15 protein-coding genes are annotated in these 18,016 nt (G+C 57.2%); 7 read left to right on the top strand and 8 right to left on the bottom strand.

Annotated features, from left to right (window positions below; all coding sequences use genetic code 11):
• Positions 1–627: 627 nt before the first annotated feature.
• The 4 genes from E6N53_RS16970 to E6N53_RS16955 form a co-directional block, all read right to left on the bottom strand.
• Positions 628–1,236, bottom strand: a complete 609-nt coding sequence (locus tag E6N53_RS16970; RefSeq protein WP_142860691.1) for a hypothetical protein — start codon at positions 1,234–1,236, stop codon at positions 628–630.
• A gap of 3 nt (positions 1,237–1,239) precedes the next feature.
• Positions 1,240–1,551 (bottom strand): DUF8065 family protein, encoded by a 312-nt coding sequence (locus tag E6N53_RS16965; RefSeq protein ID WP_142860690.1) that lies wholly within the window; start codon positions 1,549–1,551, stop codon positions 1,240–1,242.
• Positions 1,552–1,885: 334 nt separating this feature from the next.
• Positions 1,886–2,728: an alpha/beta fold hydrolase gene (locus E6N53_RS16960; protein ID WP_142860689.1), complete on the bottom strand. Its 843-nt coding sequence runs from the start codon at positions 2,726–2,728 to the stop codon at positions 1,886–1,888.
• Between the two features lie 423 nt (positions 2,729–3,151).
• Entirely contained in the window at positions 3,152–4,060 is a 909-nt protein-coding gene (locus E6N53_RS16955) for an acetamidase/formamidase family protein (RefSeq protein WP_142860688.1), read from the bottom strand.
• Between the two features lie 134 nt (positions 4,061–4,194).
• On the opposite strand from E6N53_RS16955, the gene E6N53_RS16950 reads away from it, so the two are divergent.
• The 4 genes from E6N53_RS16950 to E6N53_RS16935 are packed head-to-tail and all read left to right on the top strand — an operon-like array spanning position 4,195 to position 8,178.
• Positions 4,195–5,298, top strand: coding sequence for a branched-chain amino acid ABC transporter permease (locus E6N53_RS16950; protein ID WP_142860687.1), 1,104 nt, complete (start codon positions 4,195–4,197; stop codon positions 5,296–5,298).
• On the top strand, positions 5,295–6,629 hold the full coding sequence (locus E6N53_RS16945; RefSeq protein WP_142860686.1) for a branched-chain amino acid ABC transporter permease: 1,335 nt from the start codon (positions 5,295–5,297) through the stop codon (positions 6,627–6,629). The genes E6N53_RS16950 and E6N53_RS16945 overlap by 4 nt, the downstream gene beginning before the upstream one ends.
• Complete coding sequence (locus E6N53_RS16940) at positions 6,626–7,477, top strand: ABC transporter ATP-binding protein (protein ID WP_142860685.1); 852 nt, start codon at positions 6,626–6,628, stop codon at positions 7,475–7,477. Before E6N53_RS16945 ends, E6N53_RS16940 begins: the two co-directional genes overlap by 4 nt.
• Positions 7,474–8,178 (top strand): ABC transporter ATP-binding protein, encoded by a 705-nt coding sequence (locus E6N53_RS16935; RefSeq protein WP_236639890.1) that lies wholly within the window; start codon positions 7,474–7,476, stop codon positions 8,176–8,178. Before E6N53_RS16940 ends, E6N53_RS16935 begins: the two co-directional genes overlap by 4 nt.
• Before the next feature lie 120 nt (positions 8,179–8,298).
• On the opposite strand, the gene E6N53_RS16930 is transcribed toward E6N53_RS16935, so the two are convergent.
• On the bottom strand, positions 8,299–9,516 hold the full coding sequence (locus E6N53_RS16930; protein ID WP_236642418.1) for an ABC transporter substrate-binding protein: 1,218 nt from the start codon (positions 9,514–9,516) through the stop codon (positions 8,299–8,301).
• A 1,090-nt stretch (positions 9,517–10,606) separates the two neighbouring features.
• Between E6N53_RS16930 and E6N53_RS16925 the strand changes: the two genes are divergently transcribed.
• The gene (locus E6N53_RS16925) at positions 10,607–12,046 is read left to right on the top strand and encodes a pentapeptide repeat-containing protein (RefSeq protein WP_161596585.1); all 1,440 of its coding nucleotides are present in this window, start codon (positions 10,607–10,609) and stop codon (positions 12,044–12,046) included.
• A 1-nt stretch (position 12,047) separates the two neighbouring features.
• Here the strand turns inward: E6N53_RS16925 and E6N53_RS16920 are convergent, their stop codons facing one another.
• Positions 12,048–12,521: a hypothetical protein gene (locus tag E6N53_RS16920; protein WP_142860682.1), complete on the bottom strand. Its 474-nt coding sequence runs from the start codon at positions 12,519–12,521 to the stop codon at positions 12,048–12,050.
• A gap of 1,019 nt (positions 12,522–13,540) precedes the next feature.
• Between E6N53_RS16920 and E6N53_RS16915 the strand changes: the two genes are divergently transcribed.
• Positions 13,541–14,434 carry an OB-fold nucleic acid binding domain-containing protein gene (locus E6N53_RS16915; protein ID WP_142860681.1) on the top strand — a complete coding sequence of 298 codons (894 nt, stop codon included), beginning with the start codon at positions 13,541–13,543 and terminating at the stop codon, positions 14,432–14,434.
• 560 nt (positions 14,435–14,994) lie between these two features.
• Here the strand turns inward: E6N53_RS16915 and E6N53_RS16910 are convergent.
• The gene (locus E6N53_RS16910) at positions 14,995–15,741 is read right to left on the bottom strand and encodes a DUF8170 family protein (protein WP_142860680.1); all 747 of its coding nucleotides are present in this window, start codon (positions 15,739–15,741) and stop codon (positions 14,995–14,997) included.
• Positions 15,742–15,853: 112 nt separating this feature from the next.
• Here E6N53_RS16910 and E6N53_RS16905 point away from each other — a divergent pair, with 112 nt between their 5' ends.
• Entirely contained in the window at positions 15,854–16,420 is a 567-nt protein-coding gene (locus E6N53_RS16905) for a winged helix-turn-helix domain-containing protein (RefSeq protein WP_201741177.1), read from the top strand.
• A gap of 67 nt (positions 16,421–16,487) precedes the next feature.
• Here E6N53_RS16905 and E6N53_RS16900 read toward each other — a convergent pair whose 3' ends face one another.
• Positions 16,488–17,999 carry a hypothetical protein gene (locus tag E6N53_RS16900; RefSeq protein ID WP_142860679.1) on the bottom strand — a complete coding sequence of 504 codons (1,512 nt, stop codon included), beginning with the start codon at positions 17,997–17,999 and terminating at the stop codon, positions 16,488–16,490.
• Between the last annotated feature and the right edge of the window lie 17 nt (positions 18,000–18,016).

The raw sequence follows: 18,016 nt of genomic DNA, 5'->3' as shown, positions 1-18,016 counted from the left end.
TCGATGCTCGTCGGTTCATTAGCGACTGGATAGTCTTGGGTCCAATAAATCATCATGCGATGGAATCCTAATTGGTCGGATTCATCTTCATTATCCGGTTGTGGCTTGACATTCATCCGGACCGTGTCCCCTACAATCCTCGATTCAGTGAAGCTGACCTGACTACGAATCGGGAGCACGACACTAATCGCGGTCAGAAAGGCAACCGCTTGGTTGCTTTCCCGAGATTCAATCGCACTAGACTCCGCGACCATCTGCTTGCGAAGTTCCGCTTTTGAGTTCGCTAAGAATGTGGCTGTTTCTCCTTGTTCTAACCGCACCCCCTCTTCGGCTTGGAATATTGGCTCAGCCGATGGAAGTTCGTCCCCAGAATAGCGGCCTGAATACGCTACGTCCCCGAGCGACCCACTTGTACATCCGGATAGACTATAGTAGAGTTTGAAAGAATCTACTCACTCGATTTCAAAGACCCGCTGTGAACGTTCTGTGACGACCAGAGCGACGTGACCGACTGCGAAGAGTTTCAAACGCTACTACAGTAACCGCTGCAATCGAGCACCCAGCGAAGAACCTACGTCTCTCCATATTTATTTCGGCACGCCAAAGCGAAAAAGACATTCTGGTGAGTCAGGGCAATAGGCTTCCATCTAAGTACGAACTGCAGTCAATCGGGATTTCCTGCCAAATCGCTTGTATCGCACTGTAACTCGTCCACCCCTCTCCCTCCAGAAGCTCTCCACACGCCTCACAGAATTCCTGCTTCGAACAGTTCCCGTTCTTGTGGAGTAAGTAGAGCAGATAGGAGGGAGCGACTGCAACACCGTATTGGTCTCGTTCCTCGAAGGTTCGACTTATAGATTCTCGACCTCTCTGATCCATGAGAACGACGAACGTGTAGCTTTCTGGGTGCTGTTCGAGTTCTTGTTCTAACGACTGTTCCCCAGCGTCCGGTCCGTGCGGTCGGGGAACGCTGTTGATCGTGGTGAACGCCGTGTTTGCGTTGCCTTCAAACGGTTCGAGTGCCGCTACACTCCCATCGTAAATCCACTTTTGACGGCTTCCATCAGGCGCATATTCAGACTTTTCGCGGGTGTGTCGTTTCAACTCATGAATACAGACGTTCGTCGTCGTCAGGTTGAGATTGCCTACAGCCGTCGGCCACAGAGATGTATTTGCTACAGAAATAAGTGCGTCAGTATCCACAAGAACAGGGTGCCGTATCTCGTCTGAACCCATTCGTTACTCGTTCTGGAAGACGCCATCGGTACTGAGCGTCTCCGCCTTCCCGACTGCCTCGCGTTCACGCTCGATATCCTCGAGCAGATCGCCGATGAGAACCTTTGCAACGCCTTCGTCCAGTTCTCCGTCGAGGTACTGTTGGTGCAACTCGACTCGCTCCTCATTTGAGAGCACTTCCCGAAGCTTCTCCTTGAGTCCCTCTCGAGCGAGTTCACTGATGTTAATCCCTCCCAGACGCATCTCACTGAGGCGTTGACTTGCCCGCTTCTCGTCAGCCCCCCTGAATTGGATTTTGTCGTTGCTTGTTGCCATGGTAACCGGAGATAATCGCTCTGCGAATATATTTGTTGTGACCCGCCATCCGTGTCATGACACACTGCTCTGGTGGCAGTCCCAACATAAAGAGAAAGAGAAGCTCTCTGTCTGTTGTACGCCGCGTCTGACAGGGTTCAGTGAGGTTTCTGTGGCCGTGCTGAATACAGCGCGCGAGTCGGTCACGAGGTCAGCACAGACTACATATTATCCAGCGGACCGACGCGAACAGTCGGTTCCAAACTGGCTGAAGTACTGAGTGGAAGTCACATAATTGCGTGACATCTCAACTGTCGAGTAGGTGCCCGCTGGAGCGTCCGAGGATGCTCGTTGACTATGGTGCCCCGATCATTCTGTCTTTGAGTCCCGCGACGAACGTCGCTAGCTCGTGGTTGAACCGCTCGGGCTCTTCCCAGAACGGACAGTGACTACTGTTCTCGAAAACCACGAGTTCCGAGTCGGGAATCTGCTCGTGCATCCACGCACCAACGTCGCCGGGGAAGATGGCGCTCCCTTCGGCGTACATTAGGAGTGTCGGGATGTCGATCTTCCCAACGACGTCACGGAAGTCGTTATCACAGAACGCCTGAAACGCGGCGACTGTCACGCCGGTTGGCGTTTTCATCATCTCCGCGTACATCTCGTCGATGACATCCTCTGATGGTCGTTCGATAAAGAATGCCTCCAATATCTGTTCCTTGACAAATGACGGCCGGTCGTTCTGCAGGGCTTCGACCACCCCATCCAGCGCTTCAGGTGTGAACTCTCCGAACAGCGGATACTCCCAGCCCTCTTCGGAGAACATGTACGGACTCATGTCGACGAAGACGAACGAGCGGAGCCGGTCGCTTCCGAACTGGTCGAAGTACGAAAGCGCGATAGCAGTTCCCATCGACCACCCAACCAGCGTCACGTCCGTGAGGTTCAGTGACTCCATGAGGTGCCGGATGTCCTGTGCGTACTGGGAGAGAGTGTGATTGTGGTCGGTCTTCCCTGATTGGCCGTGGCCCCGCAGGTCCACTGTGACGACGTGGTACGACTCGGAGAGCGATTCGACGTTCTTCTGCCACCAGTATCCGCCGTTGCACGACCAGCCGTGTACCAAGAGGATGGTCTCGCCCTCGCCACGTTCTTCGTAGTACAGGGGTATGTGGTCCGGCATCTCTAGGTATGCCATACCTTAACTATTAAACAGGTAAGTAAATATATGTTTTTAATGGTAATGGGAAATTCCGGTTTAGACGCTTTTGGACGGAGTTATAAGCGTATTTCTGTATGTCAGGGAATATATCTAGTATGTCTTCTGTCAGTTTTCAATGATAACTATACCTGCTGCATACACCCTCTGTATCTCACACGGCACTTCTGATCGGGTTCAGTGAGGTTTCTGTGGCCGTGCTGAATGCAAGGCGCGAGTCGGTCATCGCTTCGGCGCTCTACGTGACCAAAGTGAATCACTCAGATTCAACGCCAGACCCTCGAATAAGCGGCGAACATCCAGCTGAACTGACGTTCATAACCGAAGACCGGCCTACCGCTCACGCGGGGAACTTGGTACCGGGAGGCAACAGGATACTCATCCCGAGAGTCCCGGTTCAGTTCAGAACGGCAGCGAGAGATGTTCGGCTGGGACGGCGTTTCTGACGGTCACGAGCGGGTCAACGACCTGGCTGATCTCCAACCCGCCAACGAGGCTCGAAAACAAATACGCCTCGGTCTTCGACATGCCGTGGTCGGCCTGCAGCAGCGACAAAACGTCCTGATTTGCGAGTGCAACAGCCTCCTCCATCGTCTCGGCGCTGGCGATGGACTTGACGGCGTCTCCAGTGTCGACAACCGGGCGATCGATTCCTACCTCGGGGTCAGAAATAACCGAGACGGTGATATCGATGTCGGTCCCGATTTCAGCGCCAGTACCGCACATCTCTCCGTCGGCCATGGCAGCCTTGGAATCCCCCATCGCAAGCATGCCACCCTCTTGGAAGACCGGGAAGTAAGCGGTCGTGCCTCCGGTCATGTCCGTGGTGTCGAGGTTTCCGCCGTGGTCGTGAGGCGTTAGTGTGGTGATAGTCTCTTCAGCGGTGGCAACGCCGATGGTTCCAATTACCGGGTCGATAGTGACGTCGATCCCGTCGAAGTCAATCGTCTCGTCTTCGACATCGGTGATTCGTGTCGCGGGGTGTGCGATGTCCTCATCGTCTTTGAGAAGGCCGAATCCGGGTGCGGTGATGACACGGCCGCGGTCCTCGTTGACTCGGACGTCTTCGATTTCTACTTCCAGGATGTCGCCGGGCGCAGCACCTTCGACAGCGATAGGGCCAGTTGCGGCATTAACCTCCTCGGGGATTGAACTAAGCAAGTCGTCATCGGTCTGAATCTCCTTGTTGAGGCTGTCGATCGTCTCAACCGTGAGCGATTCCCCATCTGCGGCGGTGTAGACGGACTCCATGTCCGGTGCGAACTCATACACATGTCCATCATCATCGTAGGAAACGACCTCACGTGACATACAGGAAGTCTTCGGACAATCGACACAAAAAACCCTTCCCCGTCTCGACGATTTGCCGGGTTTTTCGATAGACAGAGTGCTCGCCGTATTAGTCATTTATTTAGGACTACGACCTGTCAGAATTGCTGTCGAAAATGTCCCTGTTACATGATATAACACCTGAGTGGTTTCAGGATTCGACTCGGATCAGAGCGGCTCTGTTCGGTGCCGTTCTGGCCGTGCTACTTCTTGACATCCTACGCCGTCTGCTCGGGGAGTCACTCGCGCCAGCGCTGTTAACAGGCTATCTCTGGAACGGACTTGTCTTCGGGTTAGTTATTGGGTTGGCAGGAGTCGGCCTCTCGCTAACATATGATTTACTCGGATTCGCCAATTTCGCACATGGGGACTACATTAGTATCTCCGCGTTCATCGGCTGGGGTTCTACGTATCTCGTCGCCGGCCTTGGCGAGTTTAGCCCACTGAACCTGTTTTTTCTCGGTGTGGGGGACACGGTGTTCCCACGCGACGTGGGCATAAGCGTGACGAACACGCCAGGGGCGGTAATCTTCGGGTTGGTCGTCGCCGCAGTGGGAGGAGCAACAGTTGCGCTACTCTTGGACCGCTTCGTCTACCAGTCGATACGAAAAACCGGAGCGATTACCCTCCTCATTGCCTCGATTGGGGTGGCGTTCACACTCCGTTTTCTGATCGTGTTCTTATACACACAGAACTCGTTCGGTCTGACGGTCGGAGCGTGGACCTACGCACTTTCGCTCCCGGGCGGAGCGGTCAACATCAGCGCTCCGGATCTCATGCTCGTGACTGTCGCCGTCGCCTCGATGGTGAGTGTCCACCTCCTGTTGACACGGACGAAACTCGGCAAGGCGATGCGGGCGATGTCTGCCAACCGCGACCTCGCTCGGGTGACTGGAATTCCCTCTGAGCGAGTAATTACTGCGACGTGGCTACTCGGTGGCGCACTCGCTGGCCTCGCCGGATTCATGATTGCTCTGTTTCAGGGGACGATTAATTATCAGCTCGGCTGGACACTTCTACTGTTGGTATTCGCCGGTGTCATCATGGGCGGAATCGGGTCGGTCTATGGCGCCATCGCTGGTGGCGTCCTGATTGGACTGGTGACGCGCGTCTCACAGATCTGGATTCCAGCCAGCTTCGCGGAAGCCGTCGGATTCGCCGTGATGATCGCCATCCTGCTCACTCGCCCGTCAGGCATCTTCGGGAGTGATGCGCTATGAGCGGACCGACCGACCCAATCGGGCGCCGGCTCCCCGACTGGGTAGCGACATACTGGGAGCAGGACCTCATCAAAATACTCGGCACGCTCGCGGTGGTGTACGCTCTGTATCTGTTTGTCGGCCTCTTGTTAGGATACGACCTCTTCGGCCAGCTCAACTCGTTGCGTCGGCTCACGTTCCTGATTGTCGTCTACGGAATCGCCGCCTTGGTCGTGAATCTCCACTGGGGGTACAGTGGGCTGTTCAATATCGGCGTTGTCGGATTCATGGCTGTCGGCGTCTACACGGCGACAATCCTCTCACGGCCGGTCGCTGGCCAAAATCCGACCGGCTCGCTCCCTGGCTTCGGCGTCCCACTTCCACTGGCCGTTATCGCTGGCGTGCTCACAGCCGCTGCGGCCGGCTACGTAGCCGCACTCCCCTCGCTACGTCTTCGTGACGACTACTTCGCCATTGTCACGCTGGCCTTCGCTGAGATACTCCGAATTACGTTCAAATCCTCCGAGCTTCAGGAGGTCACGGTCTTCGGGTGGACCTTCGGAACTGGCGGGGGGCGTGGAATCCGAACGTTCTCCAATCCGGTTCGAGACTTCTTTGAAACGTCCGGTCAGCCGCTCGTCACCGCCGTCGAGACGGTTGGTGTCGACGGCCGTGTCGTCCCTGACTGGTCCTTCGTGTTTGTCCTGCTCGTCATCTTGATCGGCACTTACTGGCTGATCGCCCGTCTCTCGGCCTCGCCCTTTGGACGCGTGTTGAAGGGGATTCGCGACGACGAAGAGGCGACGCAATCCCTCGCAAAGCACACGTCCTCGTTCAAGATTCGTGCGTTCGTGATTGGGTGTGCGATACTGGGCCTTCTGGGCATCGTCTGGCAGGGCGCAAGCAGCGGCTACGTCACTCCTGACCGCTTTATCCCCGAGCTGACATTTTTTATTTGGATTGCTGTCATCGTGGGTGGCGCCGGCTCAAACACTGGGACGGTCGTTGGGACGATTCTGTTCGTTGGGCTCATTCTCGAAGGACCTGGTCAGGTACGCCGAGTTGTTGAAGAGTTCGTCGGACTGTCTGGGTCTGTTCCGACGTTCCCAGACGCGCTCGGTGCGCTCGTGGGCGGGAACATCGATCCGCTCGTGCTGTACCTCTTCGATCAAACCAGTGCGCTCAGGGTCATCCTCACTGGACTGGTGCTGATTTGGCTGCTGAAGCGGCGCCCACAAGGGCTGTTCGGGAATCGTCAGGAGATTGCCTCAAGTGTCGACCTCAAGAGGTTAGTCGCAGAGCGACGGGAAAATAAATCAGGTGCGCAGGTACAGGGAGGTGACGGAGATTGAGCCGACAATCCAGAGCTGAGGATACTACTAATGACGATGCCGATGCCGGTGACCCGCACGGGCTTGACTGGCAGGCCAATCCAGTACTCTCCGTTAACGGCTTACAGAAGAGCTTCCAAGGCGTGACTGCGCTCGACGGCGTCTCCTTCGACGTCGAGTCCGAGACGCTCACGGGACTCATCGGCCCAAATGGCGCTGGAAAATCGACGACGTTCAACGTCATTAGCGGTGCCATCGAACCGGATGCAGGCCGGATCACCTTCGATGGCGAAGACATCACAGGGTTGGAACCATACCAAACGTCATCCCGAGGGCTCGTCCGGACGTTCCAAATCGCCCGTGAGTTCGAGAACATGACCGTTCTCGAGAACATGATGTTACCACCGAAGAACCAACGTGGGGAGACGGCGTGGCGGTCTGTTCTGCCGGGAATGCGTAACGATGTGCAGCGGGACGAAGAGGAGTTGTTTGAGCGTGCGTGGGAGATGCTCGAGTTCTTCGACATCGATCATCTGGCGCTGAAGGATGCGGGAACGTTGTCGGGAGGCCAGCGAAAGCTTCTAGAGTTGGCTCGGTCGCTGATGCTCGACCCTGACGTACTCCTACTCGACGAACCCTTCGCGGGTGTGAATCCGTCGCTTGAGAAAGAGTTGCTCGACCGTCTCGAGGATTTGAGAGACCGTGGACGGACCTTCCTTCTCGTCGAACACGACATGGACCTTATCATGCAACATTGTGAGCGAGTCATCGTGATGCATCAGGGACAGACGCTGGTGACTGGGTCACCCGAAGAAGTCCGATCCGAAGAACGAGTCATCGAGGCGTATCTCGGGGGTGAAGTAGCGTGAGTCTCCTCGAAGTGGATGGTCTTTCCGCCGGCTACGGCGACCTCAAAGTATTGACCGACGTCGATATGCATGTCAACCATGGGGAGTATGTCACGATTGTCGGTCCAAACGGTGCAGGCAAATCGACGATGATGAAATCCGTATTCGGCTTGACTGACCGGATGGATGGAACCGTCGCTTTCGATGAGACTGAAATCACGACGATGGATCCCGAGGAAATCATCCACGAGGGGATTGGATACGTCCCGCAGACCGACAACGTGTTTCCACCACTCTCAGTCCGCGAAAACCTCGAGATGGGTGCGTACATTCTCGATCAAGTACCCGAAGACACGTTTGAAGACGTCTACGAGAGATTCCCAGTGCTTCGGGAGCGAGCCGCACAGAAGGCCGGGACACTCTCAGGTGGGCAACAACAGATGCTCGCGATGGGCCGGGCGTTGATGCTTGACCCCGAACTGCTCTTACTGGATGAGCCCAGCGCAGGTCTTGCGCCCGACTTGGTCGAAGAGATGTTCGAGCGAATCGACCGAATCGTCGAGTCGGGCACCGCCGTCTTGATGGTTGAACAGAACGCTAAGGCCGCGCTACGCCACTGTGACCGAGGATACGTTCTCGTCAACGGTAAGAACCGCTACGCCGACACTGGTGACGCGTTACTCTCAGACGAACAGGTCCGCAAGGATTTCCTGGGCGGCTGACCGGATCCGACATCGACTCTATGCATACTGGCACAGACGGTGTTACGTTAGTCGTAGAAGTCCTCAGTCCATGGCCGCTGAAAGGAAAGATGATTCAGCGGTTTTCGGCTGGTCCGTCAGTCAGCTCCCCGGCTCAATTGCTTGGTCTCGATTGACAGTCACGAGGTCGAGCCGGTTGATGCCTGACTCGCTGTCGTCGAACTCCCAGAGCTCATAGGTTCCAGCTCGAAGGTCACCCTCATCATCGAAGTCAACGGCCGAAGAGGCACCGACGTACTGAATTTCTTCGCCGTTCGCGGCCATTTCGACACCCTCCGCGAGGTTATCGATGGTGACTTCGGTCCCTTCTGGGTTCGCGACGTTCTGCATCTGGTCGCGAACTGCCGGTCCACTATTTTCGCCGGCTGCGGCGTTCGCCAACAAGGTAATCGCTGAGGCGTCGTACGTTTGGGCGGTGAAAGCGGCGGCCGCATTGCCGTACTCTTCTTCATACTGCGACACGAAGGTATCGTACGTCGGACCGTCTGCTGCCGGCATCGTCCCGATTGCATTGCTCATGTCCTGACCGACCTCATCGGGCAGCGTTGGTGCTTTTGTACCGTCGGTCAACATGATCGGACGGCCGGTGTCGAAGTCGGCGTAGTAATCTCGGAACAGTTGGGTTCCACTTTGAGGGTATGTGATGACAACGAACAGGTCCGGATCATCCTGTAAGGCGGTCTGAAGAGCCGAACTGTAGGACGACTCTGTCGGGTCGTGGACGACCTGTTGCTGGACGCTCCCGCCGAAGCCCTGCTCAAAGTGGTCAGTGAACCACTGTGAGAGCAACTGACCGTAGTCGTCGTTGATGTAGGTCGTCGCCGCAGTCTCGATACCGTCTAGTTGTTCCGAAGCGGCTTGAGCCATCGCGAACCCCTGATAACGATCACCGGGGGTTGTTCTGAAAAAGAAGCCGTCGTCCTCAAACGTCCGTAGCGTTGGAAGCGTGTTTGACGGGGAGCAAGCGACCATCTCATTCGGCACGAACACTTGGTTGCCGATTTCAATGTTCGAGGTTGCCCCACCGACCATCATCGGGTAATCAGCGTTGACCAAGGCGTTGGCCCCGCTGATGGCATCGGGAACGGTGGTTTGAGTGTCTTCCTCTTGGGTGCTGACGGTGATGCCGTTGTCGGCGTCGTTGACCTGGTTGGAGGCCATGATACCCGCATCTCGCATTGCCGTCCCCAACGCCCCCAGGTCACCGGTTAGCGGTAGGAGGAACCCCTGCATAATTTCTCGGTCTGTACTACTACTACCGCTGCTTCCACCACTGCTCGAGCAACCAGCGAGCGCCATCGCTCCGGCCGCACCGACTGACTTCAGCACGTTGCGCCGTGACAGCCTGTTCGTTGTCCGTTCCATGGGCCGCGATTTACTTTTGACAGTTCGTTATTAATGTATTTGGACGCATCAAAATTGGCTGATAAGTTCGAACAGTAGAATTGAACTCAGTATCCGAACTAATTATCAGAGTCAGAGTATTGGATCGAGAAAACCAATGCAATTGTTCAGTCGGACACCAGCAAGGAACGTACAGGAAGACGAGCCCTTCTAGAATGGGGCCATACTATCTCGAATGTCATGTTATTGTTTTTATGATTCTCTCGTGCACATCATATTGTCAATACGCACTTCAGAGGTAAGCAATCTCGCCAGCTGTGTCTCTGGGCCCTACTCGGAGGTATCACTCTCCTTTTGCTCGTGTCAGCTCCCAGCTCGAAGGCAGTACTGGTGGTCGTCAGTGTGACCACTGGGTTCCTCTACGGTCTCCGTCTCAGAACGGAAATAAGGAGGCGATTGTTGTCAAGAATACATCATTAATTATTTTGATTCGTAATACGATTCGTCCAATATCTTGTGATATAGTTATTTATTGCGAGTGAGAGCAGGCTTTAACACAATATATCTGTATTTTAATTTCTGTATGTCGATTACTGGTGGCACCTGCCAGTACGTTTTCGACCCGACTGATTTCGAGAGACGGGGTGACGACCACAACGAGTGTCAGAACGGCAATGCGGCGTTCAATTGGTCCAATCCCGAGACGTGGAGCGGCGGCCGGGACAACGAATGTCGCGTGGACGAGGCAGTGTTGAACGAGGATGGTGTCTGGACCTGCCCACACGATGCCGAAGGAGACGACGACCGGTGTATCTTCCATCGCCCACTGGCGGAGAAAGACGAGACGGCGGTACTCGACGCATTCGTGGCCGCCGTCAAATCGAGAGACGAGGCCGACACGGCGACGGACGACCAAACAGGACAGTTCCTCGGGGCGGCGTTCGGTCGCCTTGACCCGCGTGGTGCCGAGCGTCTACAGCGGGTGTCGGGCAACCTCCGACTGTCGTACGCCACGATTAGTGGCTCAGTGGATTTCTCCGAAGTGGTGTTCGAAGGGAGCGTCTCGTTCGTCGGCGCAACGTTCCAGTCTCCCCAGTCTGACGCCGATACCGCGACCGAAGCGTCATTCGAAGGGGCCACATTCAAATCAGAGACGACCTTCGAAGACGCCGCCTTCGAGCTTCCAACGACGTTCACGGGCGCGACCTTCGAAGCACGGGCATCGTTCGCAGGCGTACACTCCGAGGAGATGCTGGGCTTCGACAGTGCCGTCTTCGAGGACGTTTCGAGGTTCAGGGAGGCGGTGTTCGAGAAGCTCGTCAGCTTCGAACACGCCACGTTCAGCGAGCGAGCCGATTTCTTCGAGTCGACGTTCGCTGACGCCCACGTGCCCGACGAGCCGTACGCTATCGAGCCGGCGGCGTGGTTCGGCGGCGCAACGTTCGAGCGGGGGGCAGAACTTTCCTGTTCGACCTTCGAGGTCCAAGCCGACTTCGCACTCGCTACGTTCGGGGAGAATGCCGACTTCCACCAGACCACCTTCGGCGCAGAGGCCGATTTCATGAGCGCGACCTTCGGTTCGGACGCTGATTTCCTGGGGTGTGAGTTCGTGGCGGCAGTGTCGTTCCGCAAGGCCACGTTCGGGGGCACCGCCGGATTCCAGGGCGTGGATCTCACCGGGCAACAGTTCCATGGTGCGGACCTGACCGACGCAGACTTCGGTGACGCGACCCTGTGCCGGGCAGACCTCGAGTCCACGTTGCTGAGCCGTGCGAGGCTGACCGGCGCCGACCTGCGCGGTGCCACACTCTCGGGAGCGGTCATAGGCGACGTACACGTCGACGAAGACACGCGATTTCTCGGTCGTCCCGGCGACGACACCCGCTCGCCGCATACCATCGCGGCGATCCGCGCCAGCCATCCGTGCGTCTACGACCCGGCCTACGGCGACGACGGGCACGCTGACACTGACACGGCTAAATCGGTCTACCGGACGCTGGAGGACCTCGGCCGGCGAACGGGCCGGTCTCGGCTCCAAGCCCGCTGTTTCGTCCGACGGCAGGATCTCCAGAAAGACGGCTACTGGGACGATGCGACGGCCGCCGACGTGACCGCCGAAGAGCGGCTTGTGGCAGGGGCACGATGGGGTCGGTCGGCGGTAGCACGGGCGATGCTGCTCTACGGCGAGAGTCCGTGGCGAGTCATCGGCTACAGCTTCGTCACCGTCATCGGGTTCGCACTGCTGTATCCCCTCGGTGGCTGGATGCGACCGGAGGGAGGTGAACCGGTCACGTACGACGGCCTCGCGAGCGTCGCCGAGTTCGGAAACTCACTCTACTACTCGACCCTCACGTTCACCGCACTCGGCTTCGGCGACTTCCAGCCGGTCGGGTTCGGTCGCGTCTTGACCACGATAGAGACGAGTTTCGGGGCGGTGTTGCTCGCTCTCTTGGTGTTCATTCTCGGTCGACGAGCGGCGCGATGACTCACACCGACGTCCGTCCCACCCGGTCGAACTGCGACTCAGCGGAGTCGAGCGCCGACGACAGGGCGGTGTCGAACGATGGAGTCCAGCCGGCGTTTTCGAGCCATCCGGGCTTCCCTTTCGCGTCTACGGCGTTGCCGTCCCGCATCGCATTGATTTCGACAACCGGCCGCCCAGAGGACGACCCGGGCCGTTGCTTGATTCCTTCCTCCCAAATTTCGATGTGTCCGCCCATGTTCCCTCCTTTTAGAAGTTTGATGTGAAACGAGAAGTCGACCTCCCGGGCGTTCTCCTTGAGGTTCTCTACCGCTGCATCGAGCGCCCGGTCCTCGGAGAGAAGGGATACCCCGATTCCTTCGACTTCCCTCTCGTCCGGTGTGAACCCTTTAGCGATGGCGACGTTCGGCGTTGCGATCCGGTATATCGGACTCCGACGGACCACGTTGGTCATCTTGATGTCGATTTCTTCCACCATCACATGTCCAGTTGAAATCATTTCAATTCAAAGTTTCGGCCATCTATCAGTATTTCCGTGAGCCTTCGTACTTTGATTCGACTGAACGGTGTCTTTATCTAAAATTCGGGTGAGAGGGTGGCAGAGCATCCGGGGAGAGACCACTTCGGAGGGTCGCATCCTAGACGGTGAAAAATCGGATAACGACGAATCACGCCGTGATCGTGAGCGGTTTGCAAGATGCGACTCCTCGGCAAAGACTCCTGTATTGTGTCGTCGCCTCCGGCCTGCAGGACTTGTCCGAACACTCGCTCTGCAAGGCGTGTGCAGACGCCGACCCCACGCGAGCAGCCTTCGGTGACCGCCGCTGGCCGGCTACCGCGAAGGTCTCGCGCAGTAGAGGGGGAGACGTGTTGGACTCTATGATGACTCTATCCACTGTCTGTGTCACGCGCTTCTTGTCCTAGTGAGGGGTTCAACTGAGCCAGTCTCGGGACCCTTCGGCATGGAACACCTCACTCGGTTCAGTCAGCTACTCAGTGGGGCGCAATCGTGACCCTCATCGGGGATTCCGTTCCCGCCTCGCCGCGCTCGCCTCCACGGGGCGGGGGCTACTGAGACGCTCGCGGTGCTCGCGTCTCACTTCGCTCGCACCTTCCCGGTGCGCCAGCAGCCAAGTGTGGTTGCGGTTTTCGCCCCTTGCGGGCTTTCGCGTTCCAGCCCTTGATGCCGCTGTGCGCGCTGGCGCACCTCCTGCCGTCGGCGCGCCACCGTGCTCGCGACAGTCGGCCTGGACACGAACCCGCAGAACGGGACGGACCGCGAACCACCTTGGCGCTGGCCGCTCAGGTCCCCGCCCGCGGCGCGCGCGGCTGGTTTCTTCTCTCCTTCTGAGCGCTCTCGCTCGCGCCCCAAGGGGCGCTCACGAAGGCGCGAGCGAGAGCGCGTTGAGTGGATGTCCGTCGATGAGAGAAGAGCCGCGGCTGGAGAGTCGTGGAGTGGGGTGAAGACGCCGAGTGAGCGCCTTCAGAGCTACAGCAATGTCTAGTACAAACGTATTCGGACAAGAAGTTTCGGTCGATGAACAGGCGTACGAACAGGTGAACGAGCGGGTCGTGGATGAAAACGGCTTCGAGGTCGTCGACGAGACTCCTGAGTTCAGAGCGACGGTGCAGATGGAAGTGCAGGCGAAGGTGGATGCGAACCACCCTGAGGGGATGGTCGACACTGGTCAGGAGCGAATCTACGGTGCGACCCTGGCCCAAGAAGAGCGCATCAACGCAAGAGCGGCGGAACTGGCGTCCATCAGTACGAAAGCGACGCTCGGAACCCAGGAGGGGCGAGCACAGCGGACGTCCGATGTGGTGGGTGCGATGAGTGCGCGGCGACGTGAGGAGTTCGACGAACGGGCGGCGGCTGTGGATTCGCTGTTCGGCCAGGAGGGTGATCCTCGTGAAGAACTCTCTCGAGACGAGTTGGCGATGGTGAACCGCGAGTCGATGCGGATGGCCAGGAAGCTGAAGGGGTGGTCGCGAGCGGCGATCAGTCGGCGGCTGGCTGAGAAGGTCGTGAACGGCCAGGGGATGATGACGGCCGTCGTCGGGACGTTCGAGGAGCTACAGACCGAGCCTGGGCGGGTCGTGCCGATTGGAGCACTGGAGGACGTGCGCCGTCGAGAGGTGAGTATCGAAGGTCGCGTCGAGACGTTGTGGGTGCCCTCCCATCCGAGTATCGCCCAGGTCGGGCTGATTGGAGACGAGAGCGGCCGGACGCGTGTGACCATCTGGAAGCGGTCGGATGCCCCCCAGATTCGAGAGGGCGAACTTGTGCGGATTCACGGGGCGGCGCGAAACTGGTACCAGGGGCGTGTATCCCTGGCTGTGACGGGCTGGTCGGACGTGAGGTTCCCCGAGCGCGGTCGGTGGTGGGAATAGCCGGTCGCCGCGGGCTCTTTTTTGCTGTGTGCCGGACCAGCCCCACCTCCCCACCCACCGCTCCGTGCTCGCGCCAAGGGCGCTGCGCGCGCAGCCACAACCGTTCTTCCAAGTCTCCCGCTGGTAATGACCACAAGAATGAGCTGAGCGTGTCCAGGGACAAGTCGGCCTTATCGGACGACGTAACGAAGACGGACGTGAGCAGCATGCGAATGAGTAAGCGGTTCGCCGAGTTCTATCAGGACTTCTGGGAACTTCCAGAGGATTCGAGTTTGACCTGAGCGAGCAGGCGCTCGCTCGGCAATCGATTCGACTCGGGACTCCGTCCGATGTAGGACAACTTCACACAGAGATACAAAACGTGACTCGATGTCAAGGCCGAGCAATGCGTCCGTATACGTTGTCGAACCGCTCGATTCAGGACCGACCGGACCCCCACTCGACGTTCGATGACATCTAACATACGACTACGAATCGAGAGTGACGGCGTGAGGTGCGTATGGAATCTAGACAACCATCGCGGCGCCTATTGTTGTGGCAACCTCCTAAGGCCCCTCAACCTATGGGCCCGGTATTGTTTCGACAACGAGATCAGGTACGGCATCCGGATCCACCCACGAGTGGAAACGGCTGTGGAGATCGAACTTCTTGAACTTGTTCTTGTGGGGCCAACTGTACGATGCAGGTGGTTCGTTTTCCTTGACTCTTCTCTCGACGATGGCCTCTACCTCTTCACGGCTGACCGTGGCGTCGCTCGCGGCCAGCCGTCTCGTGAACCGCAGTTCGCGCTCGTCATCGTCGAATTGAGAATCGAAGTGATCTTCGAGTGTCTCGACGACGAGTTCGAGATCGGGGTCGGTATTCGGGTCGTGATCACGAACGTAGACGTGGGCTTTCTCAAAGAATGGGGGATCGTCTATTTCTCCCAGCTCAGGCGCTTCGCCGCCACTGTCTTTCTCGTAGATCGCGACGATGTAGCTGCTAAACGCGGCGATGAGAGTAAACATGATATCCTCATCAGGCAGTCGGCTGGTTCGGAGTTGCTTGACATCGCCAAGGATGACGGTGTATGCGCCGATTTTTTTGAGCTCATGGGCCGCACTTCGGAGGCGGTACCGGTACGGCGAGCGATAGCTTCCAAGGATGAAGTAGGAGATGACTGGTGACCGAAGCGGAGCGATTTCGTTGGCGTCGAACTCGAGAATCGCGTGGAGTTCCTCTTGCTCAAGTTCGACACCTTCTCCGATCGCGTGATCGACGTACTCGAAGAGTTGTGCGGCGTGTTCCGGAGGGGAGGGGTCTTCCATGGAAGGACCTCTATCGTGTCATGTATATCTCTTCCGACCAGTGTTATTCTGAGAGTATTTTTAGCACCAATGCAGGTGAATCATTATAGGTGGTGGAGACCTACACCCAATTATGTCTAAAATCGACGACGCCAGAGCGGACGAACCTGTGTCTGACCCTTTCGGAGCACAACAACGGTTGTTCAAACTCCTCTCTCAGGACACTCGTCACAAGATCATCCAGATGCTCCTCGGCCATCCTGACCACCTCGCGTCGCTCGATGAGCTCGTATACATGACCGGGAAGAGTAGTGGAGCGATTCGGAATCAACTCAACGAACTAGAGGAGGCCGACATCATCGATATGTACCCATACCCAGAGAACATGGACGAGCGCGAGTATCCCGCGAAGTTCTACGGGTTCACCCCGTACGGCGTTCGCGTTCTCGACCAGTACAACTACCTCTCCGGTCTGCCCGTGATGCGCGCCCTCTACGCTCGAACAAAAAAAGACGAGAAGGTCGAAACACACGCGGAGGCCCCACGTCCGTCGCTTCCGGAGACGGTGCGAAACGCACTCACCTTCGATGAGTCTGGTGAGAACACGGAATTCGACGGTGACGACGAGGATGGCGACACACCGTTGCTGACGATGACCCAGATAGCTGCCTCTTCAGCGCGAGTTCCTGATGAGTCATAGAGTGTCGCTCAGAGGGATTTAATCACGCGACAATTACCGCTCGAAACGACGACGCTCCGGTCGTTCCTCACCGCATCACCCCGTCCATCTGAGTGAACAACATCCCCATCGGTCCCAGAGAAGAGGTATCTAACCAGTCGTGACGACGACCTAATCGCCCAAGTACGAGCATGAACACCTCAGATCCCTCTCCACCGAGTTCGGCAGGTGTCAAGTGCTCCGAAACGCGGTCTTGATGTCGCTTGAGGAACGCATACGCCTGTTCCTCGGCACTGATCTCGTAGCGGAACCCGTCGTCTGTTTGCTCAGCGGTCGCAACGTACTCACTTATCTTGAGTACGTCCGTGAGAGTGCCCAGTTGTCGTTCGATATCGTAGAGGATATGTCGAATCATCAGGGGAAATCCTTCGACGCCAAACTCCTCTCGTAATTGCTTCTTCTTATCGGGCATCGCTCCCTTGAACTGTTCAACGACGTATTCTTCGACGGGAACCTGTCGCATCTTCTCGAGATACGCCTCGAGTTCGTAAACGTGCGAGGTGAATTTCAGCTGGGCTCGATAGAGGAGTTCAGGGTCTGGCAACACGCCATCTTCGACTGCCGACTCGACGGTCACATCACCGATGTCGTCGAGACACTCGTAGAGATCGATCAGAACCGTCGTGTAGAATCGGTATGCCGTGAGGACTGAGACCGTTGCATCACTGACCTCTCTTGGAGAGTACGAGAAGGTCTCATCGGGATCGAGTGAGTCGCCCATTCCGCTGGAAAGCGTGGCTTCGAACTGGGCGCCGACGTAGACGAGTTCTGCGAGCAATTCGACCGTATCGTAGCCGAACCGCTCGGGAATCGCGCTGCTGTGGACCTGGGATCCTGGAGCAAAGACTCCCTTCGGATCGCGCTGGATATCTTCTGGCAGTTTCTCGGGGTCGATAAGAGCCGTACTCTCCCATGTGGGGGTTGGGAGATACTGATCGTCATAGAGAAATCCGACCTGAGTTTGCACCCGACGTGCAGGATCTGATCGGTACTCCGGAAAGAGTAGGCAATACCAGTACGCCTCTCCGGCAGGATTTCCTATGAAGACCTCCTGGGGTTTCCTATCAGTGGCTTCGAAACCACCGAAGACTGCTTCGCTCCCGACTCCTTGCCGGAACTCGTCCCACGTGTGTGTCTCGGGATTCGACCGGGGCTGGATAACCAACTCACCGCGGAACTCATCATCATCCTCGAAAGCATCAATTGCCGACAACGGTGCGATCCGAACGTTGTCACGACGGTGTGCTCTGTCGTGTTCCGGTTCCTGGTCCCAATAGTTCTGGACGAGGTAGGGAATCACCTTCGGGTCAATTTCGACGAGCGAGAACCCACCACGATGTTCGACTGATTCGAACCGGTATGACGAATCCGATTCGACAAGGGGTCCCCGCAGGAGGTGCCCCGGTTCGACGAATGAGAGCACCTGAGCGACGCTCGGGTCTGCGGTGGTCCTCTCGACGGGGATCGCGTCCGCAGCAGTATCGACAAATCGGCCGTTCTCCTCCGAGATTGGATTCACAATGAGTTCATCCTCGGTCATATGGAGCACTCGAAAAA

It is taken from the genome of Salinigranum halophilum (genome assembly GCF_007004735.1).
Lineage (GTDB): Archaea > Halobacteriota > Halobacteria > Halobacteriales > Haloferacaceae > Salinigranum > Salinigranum halophilum.
Note: the sequence above shows the minus strand (reverse complement) of the source record. Positions and strands in the feature narration are given on the sequence as shown.

Bases quoted from the DNA above. Each gene is read 5' to 3' on its own strand.
- E6N53_RS16970 (WP_142860691.1), bottom strand. From the start codon at position 1,236: ATGGGTTCAGACGAGATACGGCACCCTGTTCTTGTGGATACTGACGCA.
- E6N53_RS16965 (WP_142860690.1), bottom strand. From the start codon at position 1,551: ATGGCAACAAGCAACGACAAAATCCAATTCAGGGGGGCTGACGAGAAG.
- E6N53_RS16960 (WP_142860689.1), bottom strand. From the start codon at position 2,728: ATGGCATACCTAGAGATGCCGGACCACATACCCCTGTACTACGAAGAA.
- E6N53_RS16955 (WP_142860688.1), bottom strand. From the start codon at position 4,060: ATGTCACGTGAGGTCGTTTCCTACGATGATGATGGACATGTGTATGAG.
- E6N53_RS16950 (WP_142860687.1), top strand. From the start codon at position 4,195: ATGTCCCTGTTACATGATATAACACCTGAGTGGTTTCAGGATTCGACT.
- E6N53_RS16945 (WP_142860686.1), top strand. From the start codon at position 5,295: ATGAGCGGACCGACCGACCCAATCGGGCGCCGGCTCCCCGACTGGGTA.
- E6N53_RS16930 (WP_236642418.1), bottom strand. From the start codon at position 9,516: ATGGCGCTCGCTGGTTGCTCGAGCAGTGGTGGAAGCAGCGGTAGTAGT.
- E6N53_RS16920 (WP_142860682.1), bottom strand. From the start codon at position 12,521: ATGGTGGAAGAAATCGACATCAAGATGACCAACGTGGTCCGTCGGAGT.
- E6N53_RS16915 (WP_142860681.1), top strand. From the start codon at position 13,541: ATGTCTAGTACAAACGTATTCGGACAAGAAGTTTCGGTCGATGAACAG.
- E6N53_RS16910 (WP_142860680.1), bottom strand. From the start codon at position 15,741: ATGGAAGACCCCTCCCCTCCGGAACACGCCGCACAACTCTTCGAGTAC.
- E6N53_RS16905 (WP_201741177.1), top strand. From the start codon at position 15,854: ATGTCTAAAATCGACGACGCCAGAGCGGACGAACCTGTGTCTGACCCT.
- E6N53_RS16900 (WP_142860679.1), bottom strand. From the start codon at position 17,999: ATGACCGAGGATGAACTCATTGTGAATCCAATCTCGGAGGAGAACGGC.